At 58.9% G+C, this 24,445-nt stretch carries 25 protein-coding genes; 11 read left to right on the plus strand and 14 right to left on the minus strand.

Annotation, left to right across the window (positions count from 1 at the left end; translation table 11 throughout):
* Positions 1-121 precede the first annotated feature (121 nt).
* Positions 122-919: a phosphatase PAP2 family protein gene (locus AR306_RS11130; RefSeq protein ID WP_166627877.1), complete on the plus strand. Its 798-nt coding sequence runs from the start codon at positions 122-124 to the stop codon at positions 917-919.
* Between the two features lie 63 nt (positions 920-982).
* On the opposite strand, the gene fadD1 is transcribed toward AR306_RS11130, so the two are convergent.
* Positions 983-2,671, minus strand: a complete 1,689-nt coding sequence (gene fadD1, locus AR306_RS11135; protein WP_101497630.1) for a long-chain-fatty-acid--CoA ligase FadD1 — start codon at positions 2,669-2,671, stop codon at positions 983-985.
* 170 nt (positions 2,672-2,841) lie between these two features.
* A complete protein-coding gene (locus AR306_RS13410; protein ID WP_166627876.1) occupies positions 2,842-3,018 on the minus strand; it encodes a hypothetical protein in 177 nt (58 codons plus the stop codon).
* Between AR306_RS13410 and AR306_RS11140 the strand changes: the two genes are divergently transcribed.
* From AR306_RS11140 to AR306_RS11155, 4 genes are all read left to right on the plus strand, one after another.
* Positions 3,017-3,985 carry an alpha/beta hydrolase gene (locus AR306_RS11140; RefSeq protein WP_101497631.1) on the plus strand — a complete coding sequence of 323 codons (969 nt, stop codon included), beginning with the start codon at positions 3,017-3,019 and terminating at the stop codon, positions 3,983-3,985. The genes AR306_RS13410 and AR306_RS11140 overlap by 2 nt on opposite strands.
* A 131-nt stretch (positions 3,986-4,116) precedes the next feature.
* On the plus strand, positions 4,117-4,593 hold the full coding sequence (locus tag AR306_RS11145; protein WP_101497632.1) for a MaoC family dehydratase: 477 nt from the start codon (positions 4,117-4,119) through the stop codon (positions 4,591-4,593).
* Between the two features lie 53 nt (positions 4,594-4,646).
* Positions 4,647-5,285, plus strand: coding sequence for an endonuclease III (gene nth, locus AR306_RS11150; protein WP_101497633.1), 639 nt, complete (start codon positions 4,647-4,649; stop codon positions 5,283-5,285).
* A gap of 108 nt (positions 5,286-5,393) precedes the next feature.
* Positions 5,394-5,576, plus strand: coding sequence for a PA3496 family putative envelope integrity protein (locus AR306_RS11155; protein ID WP_101497634.1), 183 nt, complete (start codon positions 5,394-5,396; stop codon positions 5,574-5,576).
* Between the two features lie 37 nt (positions 5,577-5,613).
* On the opposite strand, the gene AR306_RS11160 is transcribed toward AR306_RS11155, so the two are convergent.
* From AR306_RS11160 to ffh, 9 genes are all read right to left on the minus strand, one after another.
* Positions 5,614-5,982: a translation initiation factor Sui1 gene (locus AR306_RS11160; RefSeq protein WP_101497635.1), complete on the minus strand. Its 369-nt coding sequence runs from the start codon at positions 5,980-5,982 to the stop codon at positions 5,614-5,616.
* Between the two features lie 41 nt (positions 5,983-6,023).
* Positions 6,024-6,479 (minus strand): methyltransferase family protein, encoded by a 456-nt coding sequence (locus tag AR306_RS11165; protein WP_101497636.1) that lies wholly within the window; start codon positions 6,477-6,479, stop codon positions 6,024-6,026.
* Positions 6,480-6,609: 130 nt separating this feature from the next.
* Positions 6,610-6,789, minus strand: coding sequence for a hypothetical protein (locus AR306_RS11170; protein ID WP_101497637.1), 180 nt, complete (start codon positions 6,787-6,789; stop codon positions 6,610-6,612).
* A 90-nt stretch (positions 6,790-6,879) separates the two neighbouring features.
* Complete coding sequence (gene xerD / locus AR306_RS11175) at positions 6,880-7,773, minus strand: site-specific tyrosine recombinase XerD (RefSeq protein ID WP_407071215.1); 894 nt, start codon at positions 7,771-7,773, stop codon at positions 6,880-6,882.
* Positions 7,774-8,105: 332 nt separating this feature from the next.
* Complete coding sequence (rplS, locus tag AR306_RS11180) at positions 8,106-8,456, minus strand: 50S ribosomal protein L19 (RefSeq protein WP_101497639.1); 351 nt, start codon at positions 8,454-8,456, stop codon at positions 8,106-8,108.
* Positions 8,457-8,479: 23 nt separating this feature from the next.
* The gene (gene trmD / locus AR306_RS11185; RefSeq protein WP_101498013.1) at positions 8,480-9,244 is read right to left on the minus strand and encodes a tRNA (guanosine(37)-N1)-methyltransferase TrmD; all 765 of its coding nucleotides are present in this window, start codon (positions 9,242-9,244) and stop codon (positions 8,480-8,482) included.
* A 7-nt stretch (positions 9,245-9,251) separates the two neighbouring features.
* Positions 9,252-9,773 carry a ribosome maturation factor RimM gene (gene rimM / locus AR306_RS11190; RefSeq protein ID WP_101497640.1) on the minus strand — a complete coding sequence of 174 codons (522 nt, stop codon included), beginning with the start codon at positions 9,771-9,773 and terminating at the stop codon, positions 9,252-9,254.
* Between the two features lie 26 nt (positions 9,774-9,799).
* A complete protein-coding gene (gene rpsP / locus AR306_RS11195) occupies positions 9,800-10,051 on the minus strand; it encodes a 30S ribosomal protein S16 (RefSeq protein WP_101497641.1) in 252 nt (83 codons plus the stop codon).
* 117 nt (positions 10,052-10,168) lie between these two features.
* Positions 10,169-11,545, minus strand: a complete 1,377-nt coding sequence (gene ffh, locus AR306_RS11200; RefSeq protein WP_101497642.1) for a signal recognition particle protein — start codon at positions 11,543-11,545, stop codon at positions 10,169-10,171.
* A gap of 94 nt (positions 11,546-11,639) precedes the next feature.
* Here ffh and AR306_RS11205 point away from each other — a divergent pair, with 94 nt between their 5' ends.
* Positions 11,640-12,218, plus strand: coding sequence for a Maf family protein (locus AR306_RS11205; protein ID WP_101497643.1), 579 nt, complete (start codon positions 11,640-11,642; stop codon positions 12,216-12,218).
* Positions 12,219-12,317: 99 nt separating this feature from the next.
* On the opposite strand, the gene AR306_RS11210 is transcribed toward AR306_RS11205, so the two are convergent.
* Together AR306_RS11210 and AR306_RS11215 are read right to left on the minus strand one after the other, a co-directional pair.
* On the minus strand, positions 12,318-12,737 hold the full coding sequence (locus AR306_RS11210) for a YbaN family protein (RefSeq protein ID WP_101497644.1): 420 nt from the start codon (positions 12,735-12,737) through the stop codon (positions 12,318-12,320).
* A 3-nt stretch (positions 12,738-12,740) separates the two neighbouring features.
* On the minus strand, positions 12,741-13,325 hold the full coding sequence (locus AR306_RS11215) for a UPF0149 family protein (protein WP_101497645.1): 585 nt from the start codon (positions 13,323-13,325) through the stop codon (positions 12,741-12,743).
* A 133-nt stretch (positions 13,326-13,458) separates the two neighbouring features.
* Here AR306_RS11215 and recQ point away from each other — a divergent pair, with 133 nt between their 5' ends.
* The 3 genes from recQ (at position 13,459) to AR306_RS11230 (ending at position 18,639) form a co-directional block, all read left to right on the plus strand.
* Complete coding sequence (recQ, locus tag AR306_RS11220) at positions 13,459-15,588, plus strand: DNA helicase RecQ (RefSeq protein WP_101498014.1); 2,130 nt, start codon at positions 13,459-13,461, stop codon at positions 15,586-15,588.
* Positions 15,589-15,715: 127 nt separating this feature from the next.
* Positions 15,716-17,545, plus strand: a complete 1,830-nt coding sequence (locus AR306_RS11225) for an SLC13 family permease (protein WP_101497646.1) — start codon at positions 15,716-15,718, stop codon at positions 17,543-17,545.
* 56 nt (positions 17,546-17,601) lie between these two features.
* Positions 17,602-18,639, plus strand: a complete 1,038-nt coding sequence (locus AR306_RS11230; RefSeq protein WP_101496076.1) for an IS630 family transposase — start codon at positions 17,602-17,604, stop codon at positions 18,637-18,639.
* 392 nt (positions 18,640-19,031) lie between these two features.
* On the opposite strand, the gene rne is transcribed toward AR306_RS11230, so the two are convergent.
* Entirely contained in the window at positions 19,032-22,010 is a 2,979-nt protein-coding gene (gene rne, locus AR306_RS11235; protein WP_206168006.1) for a ribonuclease E, read from the minus strand.
* Positions 22,011-22,816: 806 nt separating this feature from the next.
* Between rne and rluC the strand changes: the two genes are divergently transcribed.
* Both rluC and AR306_RS11245 read left to right on the plus strand, forming a co-directional pair.
* Positions 22,817-23,773: a 23S rRNA pseudouridine(955/2504/2580) synthase RluC gene (rluC, locus tag AR306_RS11240; RefSeq protein WP_101497648.1), complete on the plus strand. Its 957-nt coding sequence runs from the start codon at positions 22,817-22,819 to the stop codon at positions 23,771-23,773.
* A complete protein-coding gene (locus AR306_RS11245) occupies positions 23,766-24,425 on the plus strand; it encodes an HAD-IA family hydrolase (RefSeq protein WP_101497649.1) in 660 nt (219 codons plus the stop codon). Before rluC ends, AR306_RS11245 begins: the two co-directional genes overlap by 8 nt.
* Positions 24,426-24,445: the final 20 nt, after the last annotated feature.

Raw genomic sequence — 24,445 nt, forward strand, 5'->3', positions numbered from 1 at the left:
ATTTATCAGCGGTTTTTTTATGCCTGCCGTTCAGGTGTCGATAAAGTGTCGAAAAAATCCAGACATCATCACATGCCAAACTGCCTGTCAGACAAACCCGCTTTCATGGAGTAATCACCGCATGACCCCATATCCTGCCGCACACTGGCATGCCCGTAATTTCATTCTGCTGCAGCTGGCCAGTTTCATCCTGCTGCTGAGCTGGGCCATGCCTGCTACCAAACCTCTCTGGCACGCAATCGATGAGCCGGTTTTTCGCTTGCTGAACGGTTCGCTGGGACACCTGCCGGCCTGGGACTTCCTTTGGGCCCTGCTCAGCACCCGTATCGCCGACCTTCTGGCAGCCCTGATCATGCTGTGCAGCCTGATTCTCGGCGGCATCATGTTTGACAGGCACCACCTGCTGCGTGCCCTGCTAACCTTTATCTGCCTGCTGGTATTCACCCTGGTAGTACGCACGCTATTCACCCGCGCAGTGGATACAGCCGGGCTGCAGCATGCCAGTCCGTCGGTATTCTTCGGTGACGGCTTCAGCCTGAGCCGGGCCTACCCCTGGATGGAAGAGATCATGGAAATCAAGGATCGCTCCAGTCGCAGCTTCCCGGGTGATCATGCCTCGGTATTGCTGTTGTGGACTGCGTACCTGAGTCTGTTTGTGCGCGGCAAGCGCCTGCTATTGGTATGGTTGACCGGTATCTTCCTGCTGCTGCCAAGGCTGGTTGCCGGTGCCCACTGGCTCAGCGACAATCTGGCCGGCGGCGGTTTTGTCGTGATGCAGACACTGGCCTGGGGTTATTACACCACGGCAGGCAAGCAGGTTTACCGGTTGCTGAACGCGCTGGCGATACCCTGCATCCGCCTGGCACGCAAGATTCCGGGCATCAACCGGCTGGCCATCATCCGGCTGGAGCAGTACTGACACACAAAAAAACAGGCGTGCCGGAAACCCCGTCACGCCTGTCTGGCCAACCAGGCCGGACTCTTATTGAGCGCCCAGCTTTTTCAGTTCCTCGTCGCGCAGTTCACGCCGCAGGATCTTGCCTACGTTGGTGGTAGGCAGCTCGTCACGGAACTCAACCTGGCGGGCAACCTTATAAGCGGTCAGGTTCTTGCGCATGTGGGCAATCACCTCGTCACGGGTCAGGCTTTCGCCCGGACGCAGAACTATGAACACCTTGATCGCCTCGCCGGACTTCTCGTCAGGCACACCAATCGCCGCACACTGCAATACCTGCGGCAAATCCGCAAGCACGTCTTCAATTTCATTGGGGAACACATTGAAGCCGGATACCAGGATCATGTCCTTCTTGCGGTCAACCAGGCGGATGTAGCCATCCTCTTGGATAATGCCGATATCTCCGGTACGCAACCAGCCGCCGGCATCCAGCACTTCGCGGGTGGCATCGTCGCGCAACCAGTAGCCCTTCATGACCTGAGGCCCCTTGACGCATAGCTCGCCCACCTCACCAAGCCCCAGCTCGCGACCTTCGTCATCAATGATCTTGCACAGGGTTGAAGGCGCCGGAATGCCGATGGTGCCCAGCTGGATGTTCTGGATCGGGTTGACTGATGCGATGGGGCTGGTCTCGGTCATGCCGTAACCTTCACAGATCGGGCAGCCGGTGACCTCTGTCCAGCGTTTGGCGGTAGCGATCTGTAGGGCCATGCCGCCGGATACCGTCATTTTCAGCGCGGAGAAATCCAGCTTGCGGAAGTCCTGGTTATTGCACAGTGCGGCAAACAGGGTATTGAGCCCGACAAAACCGCTGAACTTGTATTTGCCCAGATCCTTGACCATCGACGGCAGATCACGCGGGTTGGTAATCAGCAGGTTGTGGTTGCCGGTCAGCATCATCGCCATGCAGTGAAAGGTGAAGGCATAGATGTGGTAGAGCGGTAACGGCGCGACCACCGTTTCCTCTCCATCGTTGAGGTTGGATGCCATGATTGCCTGCGCCTGCAGCATGTTGGCAATCAGGTTGCGGTGGGTCAGCATCGCGCCCTTGGCAACGCCGGTGGTGCCACCGGTGTATTGCAACACCGCGATATCCTCACCGGTCGCTTCCACATTGCAGGCTACCTTCTTGCTGCCGACTGCCAGCACATCATTGAGTTTGTGCGCCTTGGGCAGGTGGTAGGCCGGCACCATTTTTTTTACATACTTGACCACACTATTGACCAGCAAGCGCTTCAGCGGCGGCAGCATGTCGCCAACCTCGGTCATGATCACCGTGCTGATGCCGGTTTTGGGTACCACCTGCTCGACCAGATGCCCCATGTTGGCCAGACTGACCAGCGCCTTGGCACCGGAATCGTTGAACTGGTGTTCCATCTCGCGGGCGGTGTACAACGGATTGGTATTCACCACCACCATGCCGGCACGAATGGCCCCAAACACTACCACCGGATACTGCAGCACGTTGGGCAGCTGGATCGCAATACGGTCACCCGGTTGCAGGTCGGTATGGTTCTGCAACCAGGCGGCAAAGTCACCGGACAGGCGGTACAGCTCTCCGTATGTCATGGTCCGGCCCATGTTGCTGAACGCAGGCAAGCCGGCATAGCGCTCGCAGGATTGGCTCAGAACAGCCTGGATACTGGGATACAGGTCGGCATCGATTTCTGCCGGAATGCCGGCCGGGTATTTGTCCTTCCAGAAGTTTTCGTTCATGCGCGGCTCCAGGGCAACTGCAAATGGTGTGTCATTTCATGACGTACGCTGGCAAGGCTGCAATGAACACAGCACGGCTTGTGGATAAAAAACCGGCACCAACTGTCTATGACAATAATTGTTGTTATCCTGCTTCAGTTCGAGGATTCAGGCAAGTCAGGTTAGCAGCTTCATCCTCGGCAAACCAGCACCACAAACTCAACTTTAGTCACAATAGACCCCGCAAATAAATACCAGTCACAAACAGGGAGCTGGGCAAGCGCTTCCAGCTCCCTTATCATGGCAAAAGCTGCACCATGACAATCTGCTGCAGCCTCACCCGCTGACCAACGGGAGGACAGCACCATGCACGATACCTCCTTCTGGCTGCCGACCCTGGATGCGACCCGCATTCATGTGCACCATTGGCAAACTGACGGGCCTGCCAGGGCCAGCCTGCTCATCAGCCATGGCATGGCCGAGCACGGCGGCCGTTACCAGATGCTGGGCCAGGCGCTGGCGAACGCCGGTATTGCCGTATACGCGCCGGACTTGCGCGGTCACGGGCTTACCGCCGGGGAAGGACTCCATGGCCATTTTGCCGATGTCGATGGCTGGAATCTGGTGATCGAAGACCTGCGCGCCCTCAACCATTACATTCGCTGCGAAAACCCGCACATTCCGCTGTTCATGCTCGGACACAGCCTGGGCAGCTATCTGGTCATGAGTTACCTGATGCAATACAGCTGTAGCGTACAGGGCGCCCTGCTGTCCGGCCCGCAGTACCTGCGCACCACCCTGCGTTACCGGCTGGCCCGGCTGATTGCCCGCGCCGAATGCTGGCGTCAGGGCCCCCGCGGGCGCAGCAAGCTGCTGCACGCCCTGGTTTTCCGTCCGATACAACGCTCGATACAGCCGCAACAAAGCATTCACGACTGGCTCAGCAGCGATCCGGCCGCGGTACAGCAATATCTCGCTGACCCCATGTGCGGCTTCATGTGTACCAACCAGCTCTGGCTCGACGTACTGGATGGATTACAGCGCATCACGCCCATGCAGAGCATGAGCCAGATTCACCATCAGTTGCCGCTGTTCCTGTTTGGCGGCGAACAGGACCCGCTGCACCAGGGCAAGCGGCTGCTCGACCTGGCCTATGCACTGCGCGAATCCGGACAGCGCAGCGTGGATGTCAAGCTCTACCCGGGCATGCGTCATGAGCCGCTCAACGAGCGTCATCGCGCACGGGTCTTTACCGATATAATCGCCTGGATCAGGCAACAATGTGACGGCTTGCCTGCCCCGCACCCGGACAGTCCGGGATCACACCTTCAATAGAAACCGGTCATCCGGTAACCCGGACTGCGGATAAACCCGCATCTGTCCGGCAGGCAAGCCTTGCCATTTCCCCACAGACATTTATATTCACTGCCTGCACTCCCTTTTTCCAGGTTTCCATGGAGCCACTCATGTCAGACACCGTTTATAGCACTTCTTATGACGACCTTACCGTCGGGCAAAGCGCCAGCCAGACACACTGCGTCACTGAAACCGACATACAGCTGTTTGCCGCCGTATCCGGCGACAACAACCCCGTTCACCTCGACAGCGAATTTGCCGCCGGCAGCCGCTTCAAGGAGCGCATTGCCCATGGCATGTTCACTGGCGCACTGATCAGCGCCGCCCTTGCCTGCAAGCTGCCCGGTCCCGGCAGTGTCTATCTGGGCCAGCAGCTGAGCTTCCTGCGCCCGGTAAAGATAGGTGACACGCTGGAAATCCAGCTGGAAGTGCTGGAAAAACTGCCCAGGAACCAGGTACGCATCCGCACCCGCGTGATCAATCAGCAGGGCAAGGCTGTGGTTGATGGCGAAGCCCTGGCGCTGGCACCGGACAGCTCGCAAGCAGTGCGCATGCCTGCCATCCCCAGGTTTGCACGGCAAGACTGACCCGGGCCTGACAGCCCGGATACACGCATCCCAGGAGACCCGCAAGGCAGATAATGAACACCGAGAAACGTTACGAAATTTTCCGCCGTTTTCGTGAAGACAACCCCAAGCCGGAAACCGAACTGAACTACTCATCCGACTTCGAACTGCTGATCGCCGTGCTGCTCTCGGCGCAGGCCACCGACGTGGGCGTCAACAAGGCCACCAAAAAACTGTTTGAAGATGCCCCCACCCCCGAAGCCATGTTCGCGCTCGGCGTGGAAGGGGTAACGGAATACATCAAGACCATTGGCCTGTTCCGCACCAAGGCCAAAAACGTCATCGAGACCTGCCGCCTGCTGATTGAAAAGCACGCCAGCCAGGTACCACAAACCCGAGAAGAACTGGAAGCCCTGCCCGGTGTCGGCCGCAAAACCGCCAACGTGGTGCTCAATACCGCGTTCGGCCAGATTGCCATGGCCGTTGATACGCACATCTTCCGGGTCAGCAACCGCACCGGGATCGCTCCGGGCAAGACTGTCCTCGAAGTCGAAAAGAAACTTTTGCGCTTTGTCCCCAGGGAGTTTTTACTCGATGCACACCACTGGCTGATTCTCCACGGCCGCTATGTTTGCCAGGCGCGCAAGCCGCGTTGTGGTAGCTGCCGCATTGAGGATCTGTGTGAATACAAGGGCAAAACCATCGACTATTGATGGCCGAACACAAAAACAATCATGCCGATAGAGAAAATCTTTTTTACTTTTTTACACGCCCGAATTATAAGACGCCCACAACAGTTGTCCTGCAATGGAGGCTAAACAATGAGCAAAGAAGATCTGGAACTGGATGATGATTTCATCGACGAAGACGGCGAGGAAATCAATGAAGTCGACCCTGCCACAACAAGCAAGAACAGCCTGACCAAACGTCGGGTGATCGACAACCTGCTGGACGAACGCCGGCTGAGCAAGGAACTGGCCGACTACGACTACGACCTGGACTGACGCAACAGGCCCTGCCTGTTGCACCCGGTCAGCCCCTCTAACCGCCAGCCTTTTTCGCCTTGTATCCCTGTCCGGCAAGCCATGGCAGAATCTTGTCCACCTGGTCACCCTGAATCTCTACCACTCCGTCCTTGACGGCCCCGCCAACACCGCAGGCCTGCTTGAGCTGCCTGGCCACATCCTTGAGCTGCCCAGCATTCAACGGCAGTCCCGTGACCAGTGTCACCACCTTGCCGCCACGCCCCTTGCTTTCACGCCTGACCCGCACATTGCCGTCACCCAGCAAAACGTCATCTTCGGCACAACAGCAGGCCTCCAGTGGCTGCCCGCACTCGGGACAATGCCGGCCCGCATCGGTGGAATACACCAGCGAGCCCAGCGCGGCAAACGAACCGGTTTTTTTCATTCGATCAACTCCTCAATTCCGGCAGCAGCCGTGCACCTCGATTACAGCCAGCGCCTGACCTTTTTGCAGTAGCGACTGTAGTCGGCGCCAAAATGTTTTTGCAGCAGCACCTCTTCATGACGCACGATGCCAAACTGCAACAGCAACACCAGCAGCGGAAACAGCATCAGCCACCACAGGTTGGCAGTCAGCAAACCCACTCCCAGATAGATGACCAGCAATGCAACATACAACGGATTACGGCTGACACGGAACGGGCCCTCACACAGCAGCTGCTGCGGTTTGCCATAGGGGTTCAACGTAGTCTTGCGCCACAGCATCAGCCAGACGGTCCAGAGCAGCAGCACCATGCCGACATCCACCAGGAACCAGCCGCCATACCACCAGCCAATCTCTGCCGGCAGCGGCATCGGCCATAGATGCCCCAGCAAGGCGGCTATGCCCCCAATGGCAACAAACAGCACCGGAGCGGGAACCACAAAATAAGGTCGTTGCATGTCAGACACCTTCAAGGATCGGTCCGCCTACAGTTTACCTTTCCCGCCAATAAAAATCTGCGCAGCTGACAGACATAAAAAAACACCTGGCAGCCGGGCTACCAGGTGTTTTTCATAAAAGCATGCGCCGTTATTTCTTGCGCGTACCACGACCGAAATAACTGATGTTCTGCTGTCCGCTTTGGCCGGTCGGGACTTTCTCGATCTTGCCACCCTGCTTGAGAAAAGCCTTGCGTTGCGCTTCAAGCATGCTGCTGCGCGTCTGGGCATGGCTGATTTCATTAATGGCCTCACTTCCTTTGCGACTCATCCTGGCTCCTCCTCTCTCTTCATTAAAGGTGGAAGTATAACACGAGACTCTCAACCAGACAAAATCGATAGCAATTAGCTATAAGTAAGATCAGCCACGCGGGTGGTGCTCGGCATGCAATGCCTGCAACCGCGCCTGGGCCACATGAGTATAGATTTGCGTTGTGGACAGGTCACTATGACCCAGCAACATCTGCACCACCCGCAAGTCTGCACCGTGGTTGAGCAGGTGAGTGGCAAAGGCATGCCTGAGCGTATGCGGCGACAGGGGCTTGAGGATCCCCGCAGTTTGCGCATGCAGCTTGATCCGGTGCCAGAAGGTCTGGCGCGTCATCTGCTGGCCACGCTGGCTGGGAAACACCACATCACTGGTCTTGCCACCCAGCAGCAACGGCCTGCCTTGCGCCAGGTATTGCTCCAGCCAGTCCAGCGCCTGCTCGCCCAGCGGCACCAAGCGCTCCTTGCTACCCTTGCCCATGACCCGTACCACTCCCTGACGCAGGCTGACTTCATCCAGCCGCAGACCGACCAGTTCGCTGACCCGCAGCCCGCTGGCGTACAGTACTTCAAGCATGCAGCGATCACGCAAACCCAGCGGCTGATCCGTCTCCGGTGCCGCCAGCAATGCCTCGACATCCGCCTCGCTCAGGGTATCAGGCAGACTGCGACCGATTTTTGGCATATCCACCAGTGCACCCGGATCCTGAAGGATTTCGCCCCGTTCCAGCGCCTGCTGATAGAAACGTCGCGCCGCCGACAAAAAACGCGCGGTCGAACTGGCCTTGTAACCCTTGTGCAGACGCCAGCCCAGGTACTCCAGCAGATGCTCGCGCTGCACTTGCAGCATGCCCAGCCGGCGCCCGGCCAGCCAGCTGGAAAACTGCTCAAGATCGGCCTGATAGGCCGCCCTGGTGTTATCGGACAGGCCATCATGCAGCCAGAGCCGTTCAAGAAAATTTTCAATCAGTTGCATGTCATTCGGCATGATGGACATTCACCTTTTCCGCATTGATACATGCTGCCTAATAATTTGAACTGACAAACAGCCGAGGTTCCTGTGCGAATAAATTCGCACCTACAGCCGCTCCTGTCTGCTTTACACGGACCAAATGCAGACTCGAATTCATTCGAACAAACCAGAAGCCGCCAAACAACAGCGGTTCCTGTGCGAATGAATTCGCACCTACAGCCGCTGGCCTGCATTTACCCGGACCAGGTGTAGGTTCGAATTTATTCGAACAAGACGTGGCATCAGGTCACAGCATAAACTCCGGACACAAAAAAGCAGCCCGAAGGCTGCTTTTCTGAACACCGGTCTTAGTTGAGCTTCTCTTTGATTCGAGCAGCTTTACCAGACAGGTTACGCAGATAGTACAGCTTGGCCTTGCGCACGTCACCGCGACGCTTGACGGTAATGCTGTCAACCAGCGGGCTGTAAGTCTGGAAAGTACGCTCCACACCCACACCACTGGAAATCTTGCGCACGGTGAAGGCACTGTTCAGACCACGGCTACGAATGCCGATCACGACGCCTTCGTAGGCCTGAAGGCGCTGACGATCGCCTTCCTTGACCTTCACCTGCACGATTACAGTGTCACCCGGCGCGAACGCAGGGATTTCTTTGTTCATTTGTTCAGCTTCAAGTTGCTGAATGATCTTGTTGGTCATTTGTATGCTCCGTAAGACAAACCTCAGGGTTTGCCATCGATACCTAAATCGTTCCGCTGGGCAAAGTATTCATCCAGCAGCCTTTGTTCTTCTCCAGAAAGCGAGCGGCCATCCAGAAGATCAGCGCGACGCTCTGCAGTTCGGCCCAGGGCCTGTTGCAATCGCCAACGCCGGATATGTTCGTGGTTGCCGCCAAGCAGCACCAGGGGAACATCTTTACCCGCATACGTAACCGGTCGCGTGTAGTGCGGGCAATCGAGCAAGCCGTCGGTAAAGGAATCCTCCACCGCAGATTCCGCATGGCCCAACGCGCCAGGCAGAAGCCGTATCACGGCATCCATCAGCACCATCGCCGGCAGCTCGCCACCGGACAGTACATAGTCGCCAATGGACCATTCTTCATCGACGTGCGCCTCGATAAATCGCTCGTCAATGCCTTCGTAGCGTCCGGCTATCAGGATGAGTTTCTCCTCCTGCGCCATCTCGCCTACCGCTGCCTGCTTCAGAACCTGACCCTGGGGCGACAGGTAAATCACCCGCGCATCCTGGCCCAGCTCCGCTTTGGCCGCAGCCAGAGCACGCTCCAGCGGTTCGATTTTCATGACCATGCCGGGGCCACCGCCGAAGGGCCGGTCGTCCACGGTCTGGTGGCGATCCTCGGTAAAGCTGCGCGGGTTCCAGCACTGAATGCTGACCAGCTCCTGCTGTACCGCCCGCCGGGTAATGCCATGCTCGCTGATCGCTGCGAACATCTCGGGAAACAGGCTGATGACTCCGATTTTCAACATGTCGGGGTCAGAAGTCCGCATCCCATTCAACACTGATCACACCCTCGTCTAGATCGACCTGCTCAACACAGTCATCGGTATAGGGCAGCAAGCGTTCACGACCATCCAGGCTACCGGCACAGGGCCGCACCACCAGAACGTCGTTGGCTCCGGTTTCGAGCAGATGACTCACCTTGCCCAGCAATTGCTGTTCACGGTTGACCACCTGAAGACCTACCAGCTGATGCCAGTAATATTCACCCTGCTCCAGTTCGGGCAATTCACTGCGCGGCACGCAAATCTCGAAGCCGGTGTAAGTCCGTGCAATTTCACGGTCTTCCAGTCCTTCGATTCTTGCCACCAGTCCCTTGCCCTGGGAACGGGCACTGGCCAGCCTCACCTGCCTGGTCTCTCCGTCGCGGCGCAAATGCCAGAGCGGATAGTCAAACAGGTTTTCCATCGGATCGGTAAAGGAATGGATCTTCACTTCTCCGCGCACACCATGCACAGCACCGATTTTACCCATTACGATCAAATCGTCCGCGCTCATGTACGTTTACCTCGTTCGCCTGGACTTCAAGCAGTCTGGGCAGCAGCTTCTTTCAGCAGTTGCTCAACGCGCTCGGATGCCTTGGCACCCTGGCCCAGCCAGTAGTTGGCGCGCTCCTGGTCAACAGACAGACGAACTTCTGCACCACGGGCAATTGGGTTGAAGAAACCGATACGCTCGATGAAACGGCCATCACGGAACTTGCGGCTGTCGGCCACGGTCACGTGATAGAAAGGACGTTTTTTAGAGCCACCACGTGCAAGACGGATAGTTACCATTAAACTTCTTTCCTGTAGTTGAAAAATGAACAAAGCCCTTCGCATGCGCAAGGCACACACGAAAGGCCGCATATTCTAAGCGCAAACGCAGGGTTTGCAAAGGGCTATTTCGGAATTCTAGAGTTTCGGCATCCCGCCCATACCCGGAATCATGCCGCCCAGGCCACGCATCATCTTGCCCATGCCCTTGCCCATGAATTTCTTCATCATTTTCTGCATCTGCTTGTGCTGCTTGATCAACCGGCCCACATCCTGCACCTGGGTACCGGAACCCAGTGCGATGCGGCGGCGGCGTGAACCGCTGATGATGTCCGGGTTGCGGCGCTCTTCCGGAGTCATGGAGTTGATGATGGACTCCATCTGCTTGAACTGCTTTTCGGCATTGCCCTGCAGGCCCTGCACCTGGGACAGGTTGACGCCCCCCATGTTGGGCATCTTTTCCAGCAGACCACCCATGCCGCCCATGTTGTTCATCTGTTGCAGCTGGTCGCGGAAGTCTTCAAGGTCGAAGCCCTTGCCTTTCTTGAGCTTTTTGGTCAGCTTTTCCGCCTTGTCGCGGTCCAGCTTCTGCTCGGCCTGCTCGATCAGGCTCATCACGTCGCCCATGCCGAGAATGCGCGAGGCGATACGGTCAGGGTGGAACGGTTCCAGGGCATCGGTCTTCTCGCCCATACCAAGGAACTTGATCGGTTTGCCGGTAATGGCACGTACCGACAGGGCGGCACCACCACGGGCATCACCGTCAACCTTGGTCAGCACCACACCGGTTAGCGGCAGCGCTTCGTTGAACGCCTTGGCGGTGTTGGCGGCATCCTGACCGGTCATGGCATCAACCACGAACAGGGTTTCCACCGGTTTCACCGCAGCATGCAGGGCGGTGATTTCGGCCATCATCTCGTCATCGATGGCGAGACGGCCGGCGGTATCCACCAGCACCACATCGATGAACTTGAGTTTGGCTTCCCTGATGGCGGCATTGGCGATATCAACCGGCTTCTGGCTGATATCCGACGGGAAGAAGATCGCATCGACCTCGCCAGCCAGGGTTTCCAGCTGCTTGATCGCGGCCGGACGGTAGACGTCGGCAGACACCACCATCACGCTTTTCTTCTTGCGCTCTTTCAGGTGCTTGGCCAGCTTGGCCACAGTGGTGGTTTTACCGGCACCCTGCAAACCGGCCATCAGTACCACGGCGGGTGGCACGGCACTGAGCGACAGCTCTTCGTTGGCCGCGCCCATCATGGTTTCCAGCTCGCCCTGAACAATCTTCAGGAACGCCTGGCCCGGCGACAGGCTGCGGGATACTTCAGCACCCACGGCACGGTCACGCACCGCATTGACGAAGTCCTTGACCACCGGCAGCGCCACGTCGGCTTCCAGCAGTGCCATACGCACTTCGCGCAGGGTATCCTTGATGTTATCTTCGGTCAGCCGGGACTTGCCGGTGACATGACGTAGCGTTTGCGAGAGACGTTCGCTAAGATTGTCGAACATGTAGAACCTCAATAGTGGTAAAGCCTGCAATGCGCAACAGTATACCTGATTCCGCAGGCGGCTTTGCACCCGTCCGCCTCCCGGAATCCTGCGTATGCGTCCACTGGTTTTAGCCTCCGGCTCTCTCTATCGCCGGGAACTGCTGCAGCGCTTGCAGCTGCCTTTTGTCTGTCACAGCCCGAATATCGATGAAACCCCGCATGCGAATGAAGAGGCCGTCACACTGGTGCAACGTCTGGCTGTCGCCAAGGCCTGCACCCTGCGCAAACAGTTTTTACAGCACCTGATCATCGGCTCGGACCAGGTAGCCGTGCTCGACGGGCAGATCATCGGCAAGCCGGGCAGCCGGGCGGCCGCAATTGCCCAGCTGCAGACGGCCAGCGGACGCAGCCTGACTTTTTATACCGGGCTGTGTTTACTGGACAGTGCCAGCAACCGGCTACAGGTTGATTGCGTCCCCTTTACCGTGCATTTCCGCCAGCTGACTGATGCGCAGATCGAGCGCTATGTGGACAGGGAGAAGCCCTTTGATTGTGCCGGCAGTTTCAAATCAGAGGGGCTGGGCATCAGCCTGTTTCGCACCACCGAAGGCGAAGACGCCACCGCCCTGGTCGGCCTGCCGCTGATACGGTTGTGTGACATGCTGAATCAGGCGGGGATCGAGGTTCCGTAGAGTTCAATTGCTGTAGGTGCGAATTTATTCGCACATGGTTTTGAGTCTAGAGTTGTGCGAATAAATTCGCACCTACAGATCAAAGCCGAATCAACAGGTTCAGGACTGTTCCGTTCCAGCCACCGGCAGGCGCCACAGATAGGTGGTAACCCCGACCGCCGTCAGCAGCATGGCCAGTTTGGCCCAGATGAAATCAACCCAGAATACGCCAAACAGGATACTCAGCCAGAGCAGGCTGATGGCCAGATACTTGGCCCGCATCGGCAGGCCCTTGCCGGCCAGATAGTCGGCAATCATCGGCCCGTAACGGTGGTGGGAGGTGATCCAGCAGTAGAACCGCTCCGAGCTGCGCGCAAAGCAGGCGGCAGCCAGCAGCATGAAGGGCGTGGTCGGCAACAGGGGCAGGAATACGCCAAGCACACCCAGGCCAACGCTGAGCCAGCCCAGGGCAAACAGCAGGGAACGCAACAGCGGGTTGGCAACCAGCCGCACTTCCCGCCCTGCAGTCTGTCCGCTCACGGATCAGTCACGCGGCTTGAGCAAAACCGGCTTTTCCTCGGGAGCCTGCAACAACAGGAACAGCGTGGTGAGAATGTCGGGGATCTGTACCAGCATGCTGGCAACCAGCTCCTCGTCATTGGCGATTTCGGCAAAATCCGGCTGCTCGTCAAACAGGCCCGAACCGACCATCACCGGCAGCAGCAGTTCGCTGACTTCTTCCTCATCATCCTCGAACCAGATGTCCTCCCGCAGGAAAACACCTTCCATGAAGCCGATGCACCAGGCACGAATATCGGAATCGGCCGGTTCATCGCCCAGATCGAACTCGCAGGGAAACTCGAAGTCCTCGTCGCTGGCCAGCTGACGGGCAATCTGTGCCTTCAGCTGACGCAGGGCTTCGGTGATCTCTTCCTGCTCGGCCGTGTCCTGGTACTCCGGCTCCTGGCCGAACAGCTCCAGCATCCACTCTTCTTCCTCTACCAGATCGGGGCAGATGGACAGAGCAGTCAGATAGCCATGTGTCGCCACATAGTCGAGCGCTTCCTCGTACAGGTCATCGGCATCAAGAAAAGCGCGCAAGCGGGCCTGCTGTTCGGAGAAAGACATGGGCTGTTACCTTGTTGGCTTCAAAATGAACATCATTGTAGACCAGCATCAGCAGTACGGCCAGAGCCGGCAGAGCCGGAACAACAAAGTTTTGCGGAAAATCGTATAATGCCGGCCGGTTTTGGAGATCATCATGTCAGGGCAAGCCCTCAGCATTCTTAAAAGCGTTTTCGGTTACGATGCCTTTCGCGGTCGCCAGGCGGACATCATCAAGCAGGTGGCCGATGGCGGCGATGCCCTGGTGCTGATGCCCACCGGCGGCGGCAAATCACTGTGTTACCAGATCCCGGCATTGATGCGTGATGGCATCGCCATTGTCATCTCGCCCCTGATTGCGCTGATGCAGGACCAGGTCAGCCACCTTGAAGAGGCCGGCATCAGTGCCGCCGCCCTCAACTCGGCCATGAGTATCGACGAGCGCCGCGACATTGCGTCACGCCTGCGTCGCAACGAGATCAGGCTGCTGTATCTGGCGCCCGAGCGCCTGCTGCAGGAGCATACCCTGTCGTTTTTGCAGCAGCTGCCGATCAGCCTGTTCGCCATCGACGAGGCCCACTGTGTTTCCCAGTGGGGCCATGACTTTCGCCCTGAATACCTGCAGCTGGGCCAGCTGGCCGGGCTGTTTCCCGGCGTGCCGCGCATTGCCCTGACCGCCACCGCCGACACCCGTACCCGCCAGGAGATCGTGCAACGCCTGCAATTGCAGGATGCCCGCGAATTCATCTCAAGCTTCGACCGGCCCAACATCTTTTACCGCATTGCACCGAAGAACAATCCGCGCAAACAGTTGCTGGATTTTCTCGCCGCACGCAAGGGCGACTCGGGCATCGTCTATTGCCTGTCACGCAAAAGCGTCGACAGCACTGCCGAATTTCTGGTCGAGAAAGGCTACAGCGCCCTGCCCTATCATGCCGGACTGGACAACGAGCTACGTGCCTTTCACCAGCAACGCTTCATCAATGAAGAAGGCCTGATCATGGTGGCCACCATCGCCTTCGGCATGGGCATCGACAAGTCCAACGTGCGCTTCGTCGCCCATCTGGATCTGCCCAAATCGATCGAGGCCTACTATCAGGAAACCGGCCGCGCCGGCCGCGACGGTCTGGCAGCTGACGCCTGGATGGTCTATGGCCTGCAGGATGTGCTGTTTCTCAAGCAAATGCTGGCCAGCTCGGAAGGCGAAGAGCGTTTCAAGCGCATCGAACAACACAAGCTCGATGCCATGTTGGCCCTCTGTGAAGAGACCCGCTGCCGTCGCCAGACACTGCTGGGCTACTTTGACGAGCAACTGGACAAGCCCTGCGGCCATTGCGACAACTGCATCGAACCGCCAAGGACCTGGGACGCCACCGAAGCCGCACGCCAGGCACTATCAACCGTGTACCGCACGGGCCAGCGCTACGGTGTTGGCCATTTGCTGGATGTATTGCTAGGCCGGGAAAACGACCGCATCCGCTCCATGGGCCATCAGCACCTGTCGGTGTTCGGTATCGGCAAGGCGATCGGCGAGCACCAGTGGCGCTCGCTGTTTCGCCAGCTGGTGGCGCGCAATCTGGTCGATGTCGATGTGGAAGGCTTTGGCGGCCTGCGCCTGAACGACTCCTGCCGTCCGCTGTTGCGCGGCGAGGTCAGCCTGCAACTGCGCGAAGAAACTGCCAAAGCGGCCAAGCCGCAGCGCAGCCAGGCCAGCCAGCTGGTACGCGCCCACGAACAGGGCACCTGGGAGCGCCTGCGCACGCTGCGCAAACGGCTGGCCGACGAGCACGGCGTACCGCCCTATGTGATTTTCCCCGACTCGACCCTGCTCGACATGCTGCGCCAGCAACCGGGCAGCATGAGCGACATGGCACAGGTCAGCGGTGTCGGCCAGGTCAAGCTGGAGCGCTACGGTGCCGAGTTCCTGGCCGTTTTCAATGACACCGACACCGCTCCGGCAATCGCCGAACCTACACATGACCTGCAACATGAAATTGTCACTCTGGCCCGCCATGGCATGACGCCAGAGCAGATCGCGCGCCAGCACAGCTGTTCGCTGAAAAACGTCTACAGCCATCTGGCCCGGGCCATCGGCAACGAGCAGCTGAGTCTAGAGCAGGCGCTGGATCTGCCCGAAGAGCTATTGGGCGAAATCCAGGATGCCTTCCTCGATGGCGACGGCGAGCTACCATCAGCCAGCGAAGTAGCACGTCAATTCGCCAGCCTGGACGAAGGTGTGCTCTACTGCATCCGCGCCGCCCTGCAAGCCGAGTTTGGCCAGGCCTGAGCCTGTCTCCGACGGGTTATGACATGCTGGCAAGCACGCATGAGCAGGTGTCTGCGCATGCAGGACCGGTTGACGCTTTCAGGCTAAAATACCCCACTTTTTATTTATCATCAGGTTATTCCGCACCATGAACATGCCCCTGCTCTGGGTACTCACCCTGCTGCTGATATCCGTCATCCTGTTTGTCCGCAACAAGCCGCGCATGGATGTCGTCGCCCTGTTGATGATTGTCGCCCTGCCCCTGACCGGCGTGCTGACCATGGAAGAAACCCTGGCCGGCTTCAGCGACCCGAGCGTGATTGTCATTGCTGCCCTGTTTGTCGTTGGCGAAGGGCTGGTGCGCACCGGCATCGCCAACCAGATGGGCGAACAGCTGGTCAAACATGCCGGCAACAGCGAAGCTCGCCTGATCATCCTGCTGATGGTGGCCGTTACCGGACTGGGCTCGGTGATGAGCTCGACCGGGGTGGTGGCAATCTTCATTCCGGTGGTGCTGAGCATGGCCAGCCGCCTTAATATCCACCCCAGCCGGCTGATGATGCCGCTAAGCTTTGCCGGTCTGATCAGCGGCATGCAAACCCTGGTCGCCACACCACCGAACATGGTGATTCACAGTGAACTGGTACGTAATGGGCACGAAGGTTTCAGCTTTCTTGCCTTCACACCCATCGGGCTGGTCATTCTGGCGCTGGGTACCGGCTACATGCTGCTGGCGCGCAAATGGCTGGGTAATGACAGTACCGACAAGGACAGCAAGGAACCGCGTCACCGCATCCAGGACCTGGTTCGTGAGTACCGGCTGGAAGGTCGCGAGCGCCGCCTGCGGGTCAAGGCCAACTCGATCCTGACCGGCCAGACCCTCGACGAACTGCAGCTGCGCAAGCAGTACGGCATCAATGTGATCGCGGTCGAGCGCCAGCAACGCTTTCGTCGCAACCTGCTCAGTGCCACCGGCAGCACCGAAGTACGCGCCGGCGACATTCTGTTGGCCAATCTGGTCAGCCCGACCATTGACCTGCTCACCTCATACTACGAACTCGGGGTGGAGCCGCTATCGACCGAAGACAGCTACTTTGGCGACCATAGCCGCATTCTCGGGCTGGCCGAGGTAATGCTGCCGCCCGACTCGGGCCTGATCGGCAAGACCATCCAGGAGCTGGGTTTCCGCTCCCGCCGCAAGCTGAACGTGATCGGACTGCGCCGCAACCGTGCAGCACTCGACGGCCTGCTGGTGGATGAAGTGCTGAAAGCCGGTGATACCCTACTGGTTGCCGGCAACTGGAAGCACATCCATGCCCTGCAAGGCTATACCCGGGATTTTCTGGTACTCAGCCTGCCGGCCGAGGTCGACCAGGGCGCTCCCGCACTGGTCAAGGCGCCGCATGCGTTGTTCAGTCTGGCGGTGATGGTGGGTCTGATGGTGACCGGAGCGGTACCCAACGTGATGGCGGTACTGATCGCCGGCCTGTTGATGGGAGCCTTTCGCTGTATCAATATGGACTCGGCCTACAAGTCGATTCACTGGCAGAGCATCATCCTGATTGTCGGCATGCTGCCCTTTGCCACCGCGCTGCAAAAGACTGGCGGTATCGATCTGGCTGTGCAGGGGCTGATGGGGGCTTTTGGTGATGCCGGACCACGCATGATTCTGGCGATCCTGTTTGTTGCCACTGCCGTGACCGGACTGTTCATCTCCAACACCGCCACAGCAGTGCTGATGGCTCCGGTGGCAATTGCCAGTGCCGGTGTGATGGGAGCTTCGCCGGCCCCCTTTGCCATGACGGTGGCGCTGGCTGCGTCAGCTGCTTTCATGACGCCGGTGTCCTCACCGGTCAATACGCTGGTACTGGGCCCGGGGCAATATCGCTTTTCCGATTTCTTGCGTATCGGCGTGCCCTTTACCCTGATTGTACTGGTGGCCACTGTTCTGCTGGTTCCGGTGCTGTTTCCCTTCTAGAGCTGCAAGCTATTAATGCGGCAATCTAATAGAGCATAGTGTATAATCTCAACATTATGAAAATAGATGCCCGAAAACTGAGTCCTGAAGAGCAGCGTGAAAAGCGAACTATCGCTTTGCGCATGCGTGAACAGGGCTATACATTTAAAGCCACTGCTGAAGCAGTGGGTGTTCACATGCGCACTGTCGCTAAATGGACTGAAACAGCAGCACAAGAAGGTAAACAGGCGGCCATTAAAGGTGGTCAGCGTGGAGCCAAAGCCGGTGAGCGGCGCAGCTTGAGCAGTAGTCAGGAAGTTCTCATTCAGACGCTGATTACCGACAAAATGCCCGACCAGCTCAAGTTGGGTTTTGCTCTGTGGACACGCGATGCGGTGCGCGAGCTGATTCAGGAACGCTGCGACTTTCTGATGCCGGTACGTACTGTAGGCGAGTACCTCAAGCGCTGGGGTTACACTCCACAGCGTCCGCTAAAGCGGGCTTATCAGCAGAATCCAAAGGTGGTGCAGCGCTGGCTGGATGAGGAATATCCGCTGATTGCCCAGCGTGCAAAGGTCGAAAACGCCGAAATCCAGTGGGCTGACGAGACTGGAGTACGTAGCGACAGCCACGGTGGCCGCAGCTTTGCACCGGCAGGCAAGACACCAGTACGACTGGTTAGCGGTAGCCGGTTTGCAACCAATATGATTTCTAGTGTTACCAACCGAGGTAAATTGCGCTTCATGATGTACCGGGAAACGATGACATCCCAGGTGTTGATTCGCTTTCTGGATCGCCTTGTTCGCGGCTCGGAAGGCAGAAAAATATTTCTGATTCTCGATAACCTGCGAGTGCACCACAGCAAGAAAGTCGCAGCTTGGGTCGAGGCCAGAAAAGAGCAAATTGAGTTATTTTTTCTGCCCGCTTATGCGCCAGAGCTCAATCCAGACGAATACCTGAACGGCGACCTTAAACAACAGTTAAAAACTGGCAGGGCTGCGCGTACGCAGGCTGAACTTGAAGAGCGGGTTCGTTCAATACTAAGGCGTATCCAGCGGAGGCCGGGACGAGTTTCTTCTTACTTCCGACACCCCAAGATTGCTTATGCCGCCTGATATGGCCTATTTAATTGCCGAGGTAATATGCCCGGGTTGCGATTTGCGGTATCTGTACACCGATACCGCCGACCAATTCCGTGCACGCAGCAAGAATTAAAAGCAATTCTCTGCTATGCCAGTATGACTAACTTCATGCAAACGGTTTGTACACCCGACCACATGGCATGCGGTCTTACCAGGAAAGCAAAAAGCCCTGCAGTTCAAATGCAGGGCTTTTTGCTGGATAAGCAACGGGGTTGCTCTTGTGCTTTAAGCGTATCGCAATCATCCGAAAACAGCGCTGCTGCTTGCGCAGCAGCGCCGGAGCATGAGTGGAGCAAACCCTGCTGAATCTGCGCACCATGACTGCAGGCGCAAATCCGGCAAGGCCTCCCCGCCCCGCAGCAACATCATTGCTGTTGCTGTGGTTCTTGCTTGTCTGCTTCCTCAGCCTGTACGGCCGACTCGGCATCAGCCACTACAGTGGCCGCCGGCTCCGCTGTTTCAGGTGCAGGTGTTTCAACCGTTTCAGCTTCCTTCTGGACCTCCGCAATCGCTGCGGCTGGCTGCTGCTCCTGCGCCGGCTCTACCGGTTCAGGTTGCACGGCTTCCACCGTGGTTTCAGCAGCAGGCTCTTGTGAGGCCCCGGTAACCAGCTCCAGTTGCTCCGCCGGGGCGGGTTCTTCCTGTGTTGCAACCTGTTGCCGGGCTTCTTCAGCTTCACGGGCGGCCTGTTCACGAGCCAGTCGCTCGCGACGGCGGCGTTCACGCGGATCGTTGGCTGCACGGCCCTGGCTTGCGGGTGCAACAGGCTCGCTGGCGACAACGTCAGCCACAGGCTGAGCCGTCTCTACTGCTGCCGGTGCAGCCTGCTGCTCAGGGCTGGCTTGCTCCTGACGTGCGGGGGCCGCTGCTTCAACAGCTTCAGGCTCGGTGATCTGCAGCAGTTTTTCAGGCTCTTCCAGTTTCAGTGCCGGTGCCTGCGCTTCTGTCACGGCCGGATCGAATGCCTGCACGGCGATCACAGGAGCGGCAACTGCCGCTGCCTCTGCTGCCGGCTGCTGACGCCGGGCCGGTTCCTGCTGACCGCTCTCATCAGCCTGCTGTGCAACATCAGCACCACCTTCTGCCTGTTCCGGCTGACGCTCACGACGGGCGGCCGGGCGACGGCGCTGACCACGAGAACGACGGCGCGGACGCTCTTCCTCGCTGCCGGCTTCCACCGGCTCAGCAACCATTTCGGTGTCTTGCACTTCAGCGGCTTCAGCTTCGTGCTGCTGTTTCAGTTCCAGCTCTGCCTCGTCCTGCGTGCGCTGCCGGCGGTTGTTGCGTGCAACAGCCTCATCCTCACGTGGCTTGCCGGTCTCCTGCCGGCGCTCATTGCGGCGGTTGTTGCCAGCCGGACGCTCCTGTGGCTGACGTTCCTGCTGCTGGCGCTCTGGCTGTGCCGGACGATCCTGCTGGGCCGAACGCTCTTCGCGTTGTGGCCTGTCGCGACGGCTGCCGGATTCCTGCTGGGTCTTGCGCTCCTCGCGCGGCTTGCGTTCGTCATCACGGTTACGCGGACCACCTTCACGGCGGCGACCACCAATCTGCCGGTTGTTGCTGCGCTCGTTGCGCTTGCCGCCAGCCTGTTCGGCCTTGGGCTCCGGTGCAGCCTCTGCCTCGGCATTGGCAAACAGGCCGACCAGCGACTTGACCAGCCCTTTCAACAGGCCTTTTTCCGTACCCGCTGCAGGCGTCCTGGCTGCGGCCGGTGCAGGCGCTGCCGGTGCCGCGACCGGACCACGATCGCGGGCAGAGGTCTTGACTGCAGCTTCTTCACGTACCAGCGCACGGGTGGTGCTGGCAGTGACCTGGCTGTCGTCCATCTCTTCACTGGCCATCTCGTAACTGGACAGCCCGGATTGCGCTTCAGGGCTGTCATCGCGCAAGCGCTGAACATCGAAGTGCGGGGTTTCCAGGTGGTCATCCGGCAGGATAAAGATACGCACACGGGTGCGCAGCTCGATCTTGGTAATGGCATTGCGTTTTTCGTTGAGCAGGAAAGCCGCGACCTGCAGCGGTACGCGGGCGCGCACCTCGGCGGTACGATCCTTCAGGGCTTCCTCTTCGATCAGGCGCAAAATGGCCAGGGAAATGGATTCGACATCACGAATCACGCCCTGTCCGTTACAGCGCGGGCACACCATGCCGCTGGTCTCGCCCAGTGACGGACGCAGGCGCTGGCGCGACATTTCCAGCAGGCCGAAGCGCGAGATCCGGCCAATCTGGACGCGGGCGCGGTCTGCTTCCAGACATTCGCGCATGCGGTCTTCAACTGCACGCTGGTTTTTCATCGGCGTCATGTCGATGAAGTCGATGACGATCAGGCCGCCGATATCACGCAGGCGCAGCTGGCGGGCAATCTCTTCGGCCGCTTCCAGGTTAGTCTGCAGCGCGGTTTCCTCGATGTCGCTGCCACGGGTGGCACGCGCCGAGTTGATGTCGATGGAGACCAGTGCCTCGGTCGGGTCGATCACCAGCGCACCGCCGGATGGCAGCTTCACTTCGCGCTGGAAGGCGGTCTCGATCTGGCTCTCGATCTGGAAACGGTTGAACAGGGGCACCGGGTCCTGGTACAGCTTGACCTTGCTGGCGTACTGCGGCATGACCTGCTGGATGAAGGCCAGTGCCTCGTCGTAGGCGTCATGGCTGTCGATCAGCACTTCGCCGATGTCCTGGCGCAGGTAGTCGCGGATGGCGCGAATGATGACGTTGCTTTCCTGGTAGATCAGGAACGGCGCCTGGCGGCCCTTGCCGGCATCCCTGATGGCGGTCCACAGCTGGATCAGGTAGTCGAGGTCCCACTGCAGCTCTTCGGTGCTGCGGCCCAGACCGGCAGTACGCACGATCAGGCCCATGTCGGCCGGGGCGTTCAGGCCGCTGAGCGCTTCGCGTAGTTCCTGGCGCTCTTCGCCCTCGATGCGGCGGGAGATGCCGCCGGCACGCGGGTTGTTGGGCATCAGCACCATGTAGCGGCCAGCCAGGCTGATAAAGGTGGTCAGGGCTGCGCCCTTGTTGCCACGCTCTTCCTTGTCGACCTGGACAATGACTTCCTGGCCTTCGTTGAGTACGTCCTTGATGTTGACGCGGCCACCCTCAACCGGCTTGTTGAAGTATTCGCGGGAAATTTCCTTCAGCGGCAAAAAGCCGTGGCGGTCAGAGCCGAAATCGACAAAAGCCGCCTCCAGGCTGGGCTCGATGCGGGTGATGCGACCCTTGTAGATATTGGATTTTTTCTGTTCCCGGGCGCCGGATTCGATATCGATATCAAACAGGCGTTGGCCGTCAACCAGTGCAACACGCAACTCTTCGGGCTGGGTTGCGTTAATCAGCATTCTTTTCATGGGGTACCAGTACATTCCGTGTCACGGAAAAGCATTGGCACTCGACCCCTTCCAGATTGTGTTGGGTGCGCGCAATTGGGTATACCCAATCGTGTCCAGCAACGGAACCTGTATGTTCCGCGCGACTGCGTCTCCGGCTGTGCGGCTTCTGGCCTGTAGCCGGTTCATGCACACGGTCTGACCGGAGCAGCAATCTCTACTGTCTGCCGGACTGCGGGCCGCATACACATGGCGTGCTGCTCCGCACCGGAGTGCATTTACCAGGAGGAGGAATCCGCCCGGCAGCGTACATTGATTGCCCTGTCAGTATCTGGGGCTGTACCCGCCCGGGTTCGGTGCATCTCCACCCTACACATGTTTTCAGCTGCACCAGCGTGCGTGCTGCAAGACGGGCAATCCGCGCCAGGCCGGGCAGCATGACTACACCGGTCTTGTCTGGCCCGGGCATTACATCCGGCCTTGCCAGCCTTTGCCGGCCAGCATGTACGTATCCTTGGTTGATCGGGTGCCGCTCTTTTACGTGAGCGGGTTCATTAACATGCCGGGAGAGGCTTGCCGGTGCGGACTCACTCACGCTGCCGTACAATTCTCCTGGCGTACAGTGTTGTCGACTCTTCCGTCAGCGGCCAGTTTGCTGCCACCGGCGAGGCGGTCGTTGCCTTTCGAACATTTTCCGGGCTTGTGCACTGAATAGTTAGAATAAAGTATGCGCACCTGCTAGATTACCCGACTGCAAAGCGCAGCAGCGAGAATATAGCAGCAAGCTGCCCGCGCATCAATTGCCTGCTAGCGGTCTTCACCTACAAATGAGCAATTCTGTGACATCCACCCCTGCCCGGGTCGAGTTTGTCGAAGTCAGCGACGGCTTTGCCGGCCAGCGCATCGACAACTTCCTCATCAGCCACCTCAAGGGCACGCCCAAAACCCTGATCTACCGCATCCTGCGCAAGGGCGAAGTACGGGTCAACAAGGGGCGCATCAAGCCCGAGTATCGCCTGCAGGCGGGCGACCTGATCCGCATACCGCCCTTGCGCCTGCCGCCGCCCGACAGCCCGCCAACGGTTGCGCAGGGCTTGCTGGAGCGCCTGGAAGCAGCCATCGTGTACGAAGACAACCAGATGCTGGTGGTCAACAAGCCGGCCGGCATTGCCGTGCATGGCGGCAGCGGTTTGCAGTTCGGCATCATCGAGGCCTTTCGCCAGTTGCGCCCGCAATGCAGTGAACTGGAGCTGGTGCACCGCCTCGACCGTGACACCTCCGGTCTGTTGATGCTGGCCAAAAAGCGCAGCCAGCTGCGCCGGCTGCATGCGGCACTGCGTGACGGCAGTATCGACAAGGGCTACATGGCACTGGTTGCCGGCAGCTGGCCGACCGCCCGCAAGCAGGTCAATGCCCCGCTGCTGCGCAGCAACCTGCGTTCCGGCGAGCGCATGGTCGAGGTCAACCCGGAAGGCAAGGAATCCCTGACACGTTTCAGGGTGCAGCAACGCTTCGGCAGCTTTGCCACCCTGGTCGAGGCCAGTCCGGTGACCGGCCGCACTCACCAGATCCGGGTGCACGCCCTGTATGCCGGCCATCCGATTGCCGGCGACAGTAAATATGGCGATGACGATTTCAGTAAGGAAATCCGCCAGCTCGGCGGCAAACGCCTGTTCCTGCATGCCCACCACCTGCGCATTCCACAGGATGATGGTGCCAGCCTGGAGCTGAGCGCAACACCGGATGCGATGTGGATCAACACACTGGAGAAGCTGAGTGAATAAACAGATACGCCTGTTGGTCTTCGACTGGGACGGAACCCTGGTCGACTCGCTGGACCGCATCGTGGCCTCGATGCATCACGCCGCCACCACATGCGGCATCCCCCTGTGCAGCGATGCCGAGATTCACGCGATCATCGGCCTGTCGCTGGAGCACGCCTATTTCAGGCTGTACCCGCAAGCCGCACTGGCCGAGCTGTGCGAGCCGTTTCGTCAAGCCTACAGCACACATTACCTGAGCCAGGAACAGGAGCCTTCGCCCTTCTACCCCGGCGTACGTGACACCCTGGACAATTTTCGTACGGCCGGCTACCAGCTGGCCGTTGCCACCGGCAAAAGCCGCCAGGGGCTGGCCCGCGTACTGGAAGGCCACGGCATGCAGGATTTTTTCGACATCACCCGCTGCGCTGACGAAACCCGCAGCAAGCCCGACCCGCTGATGCTGCAGCAGATCCTGCTGCATTGCGAACAGCCAGCCAGCCGCGCGATCATGGTCGGCGACTCGCCATTCGATCTGCAGATGGCCAACCACGCCGGCATTGCACCGGTTGCCGTCAGTTACGGTGCCCAGCCGCTGGCAGTCCTGCAGCAGGAACGCCCCGTGCTGTCCATCGACAAGTTCAGCGAACTGCATGACTGGCTGGCGGCCAGTTGACAACCCAACCTAGGAAGCAA

It is taken from the genome of Thiopseudomonas denitrificans (genome assembly GCF_002866065.1).
GTDB classification, from domain to species: domain Bacteria; phylum Pseudomonadota; class Gammaproteobacteria; order Pseudomonadales; family Pseudomonadaceae; genus Thiopseudomonas; species Thiopseudomonas denitrificans.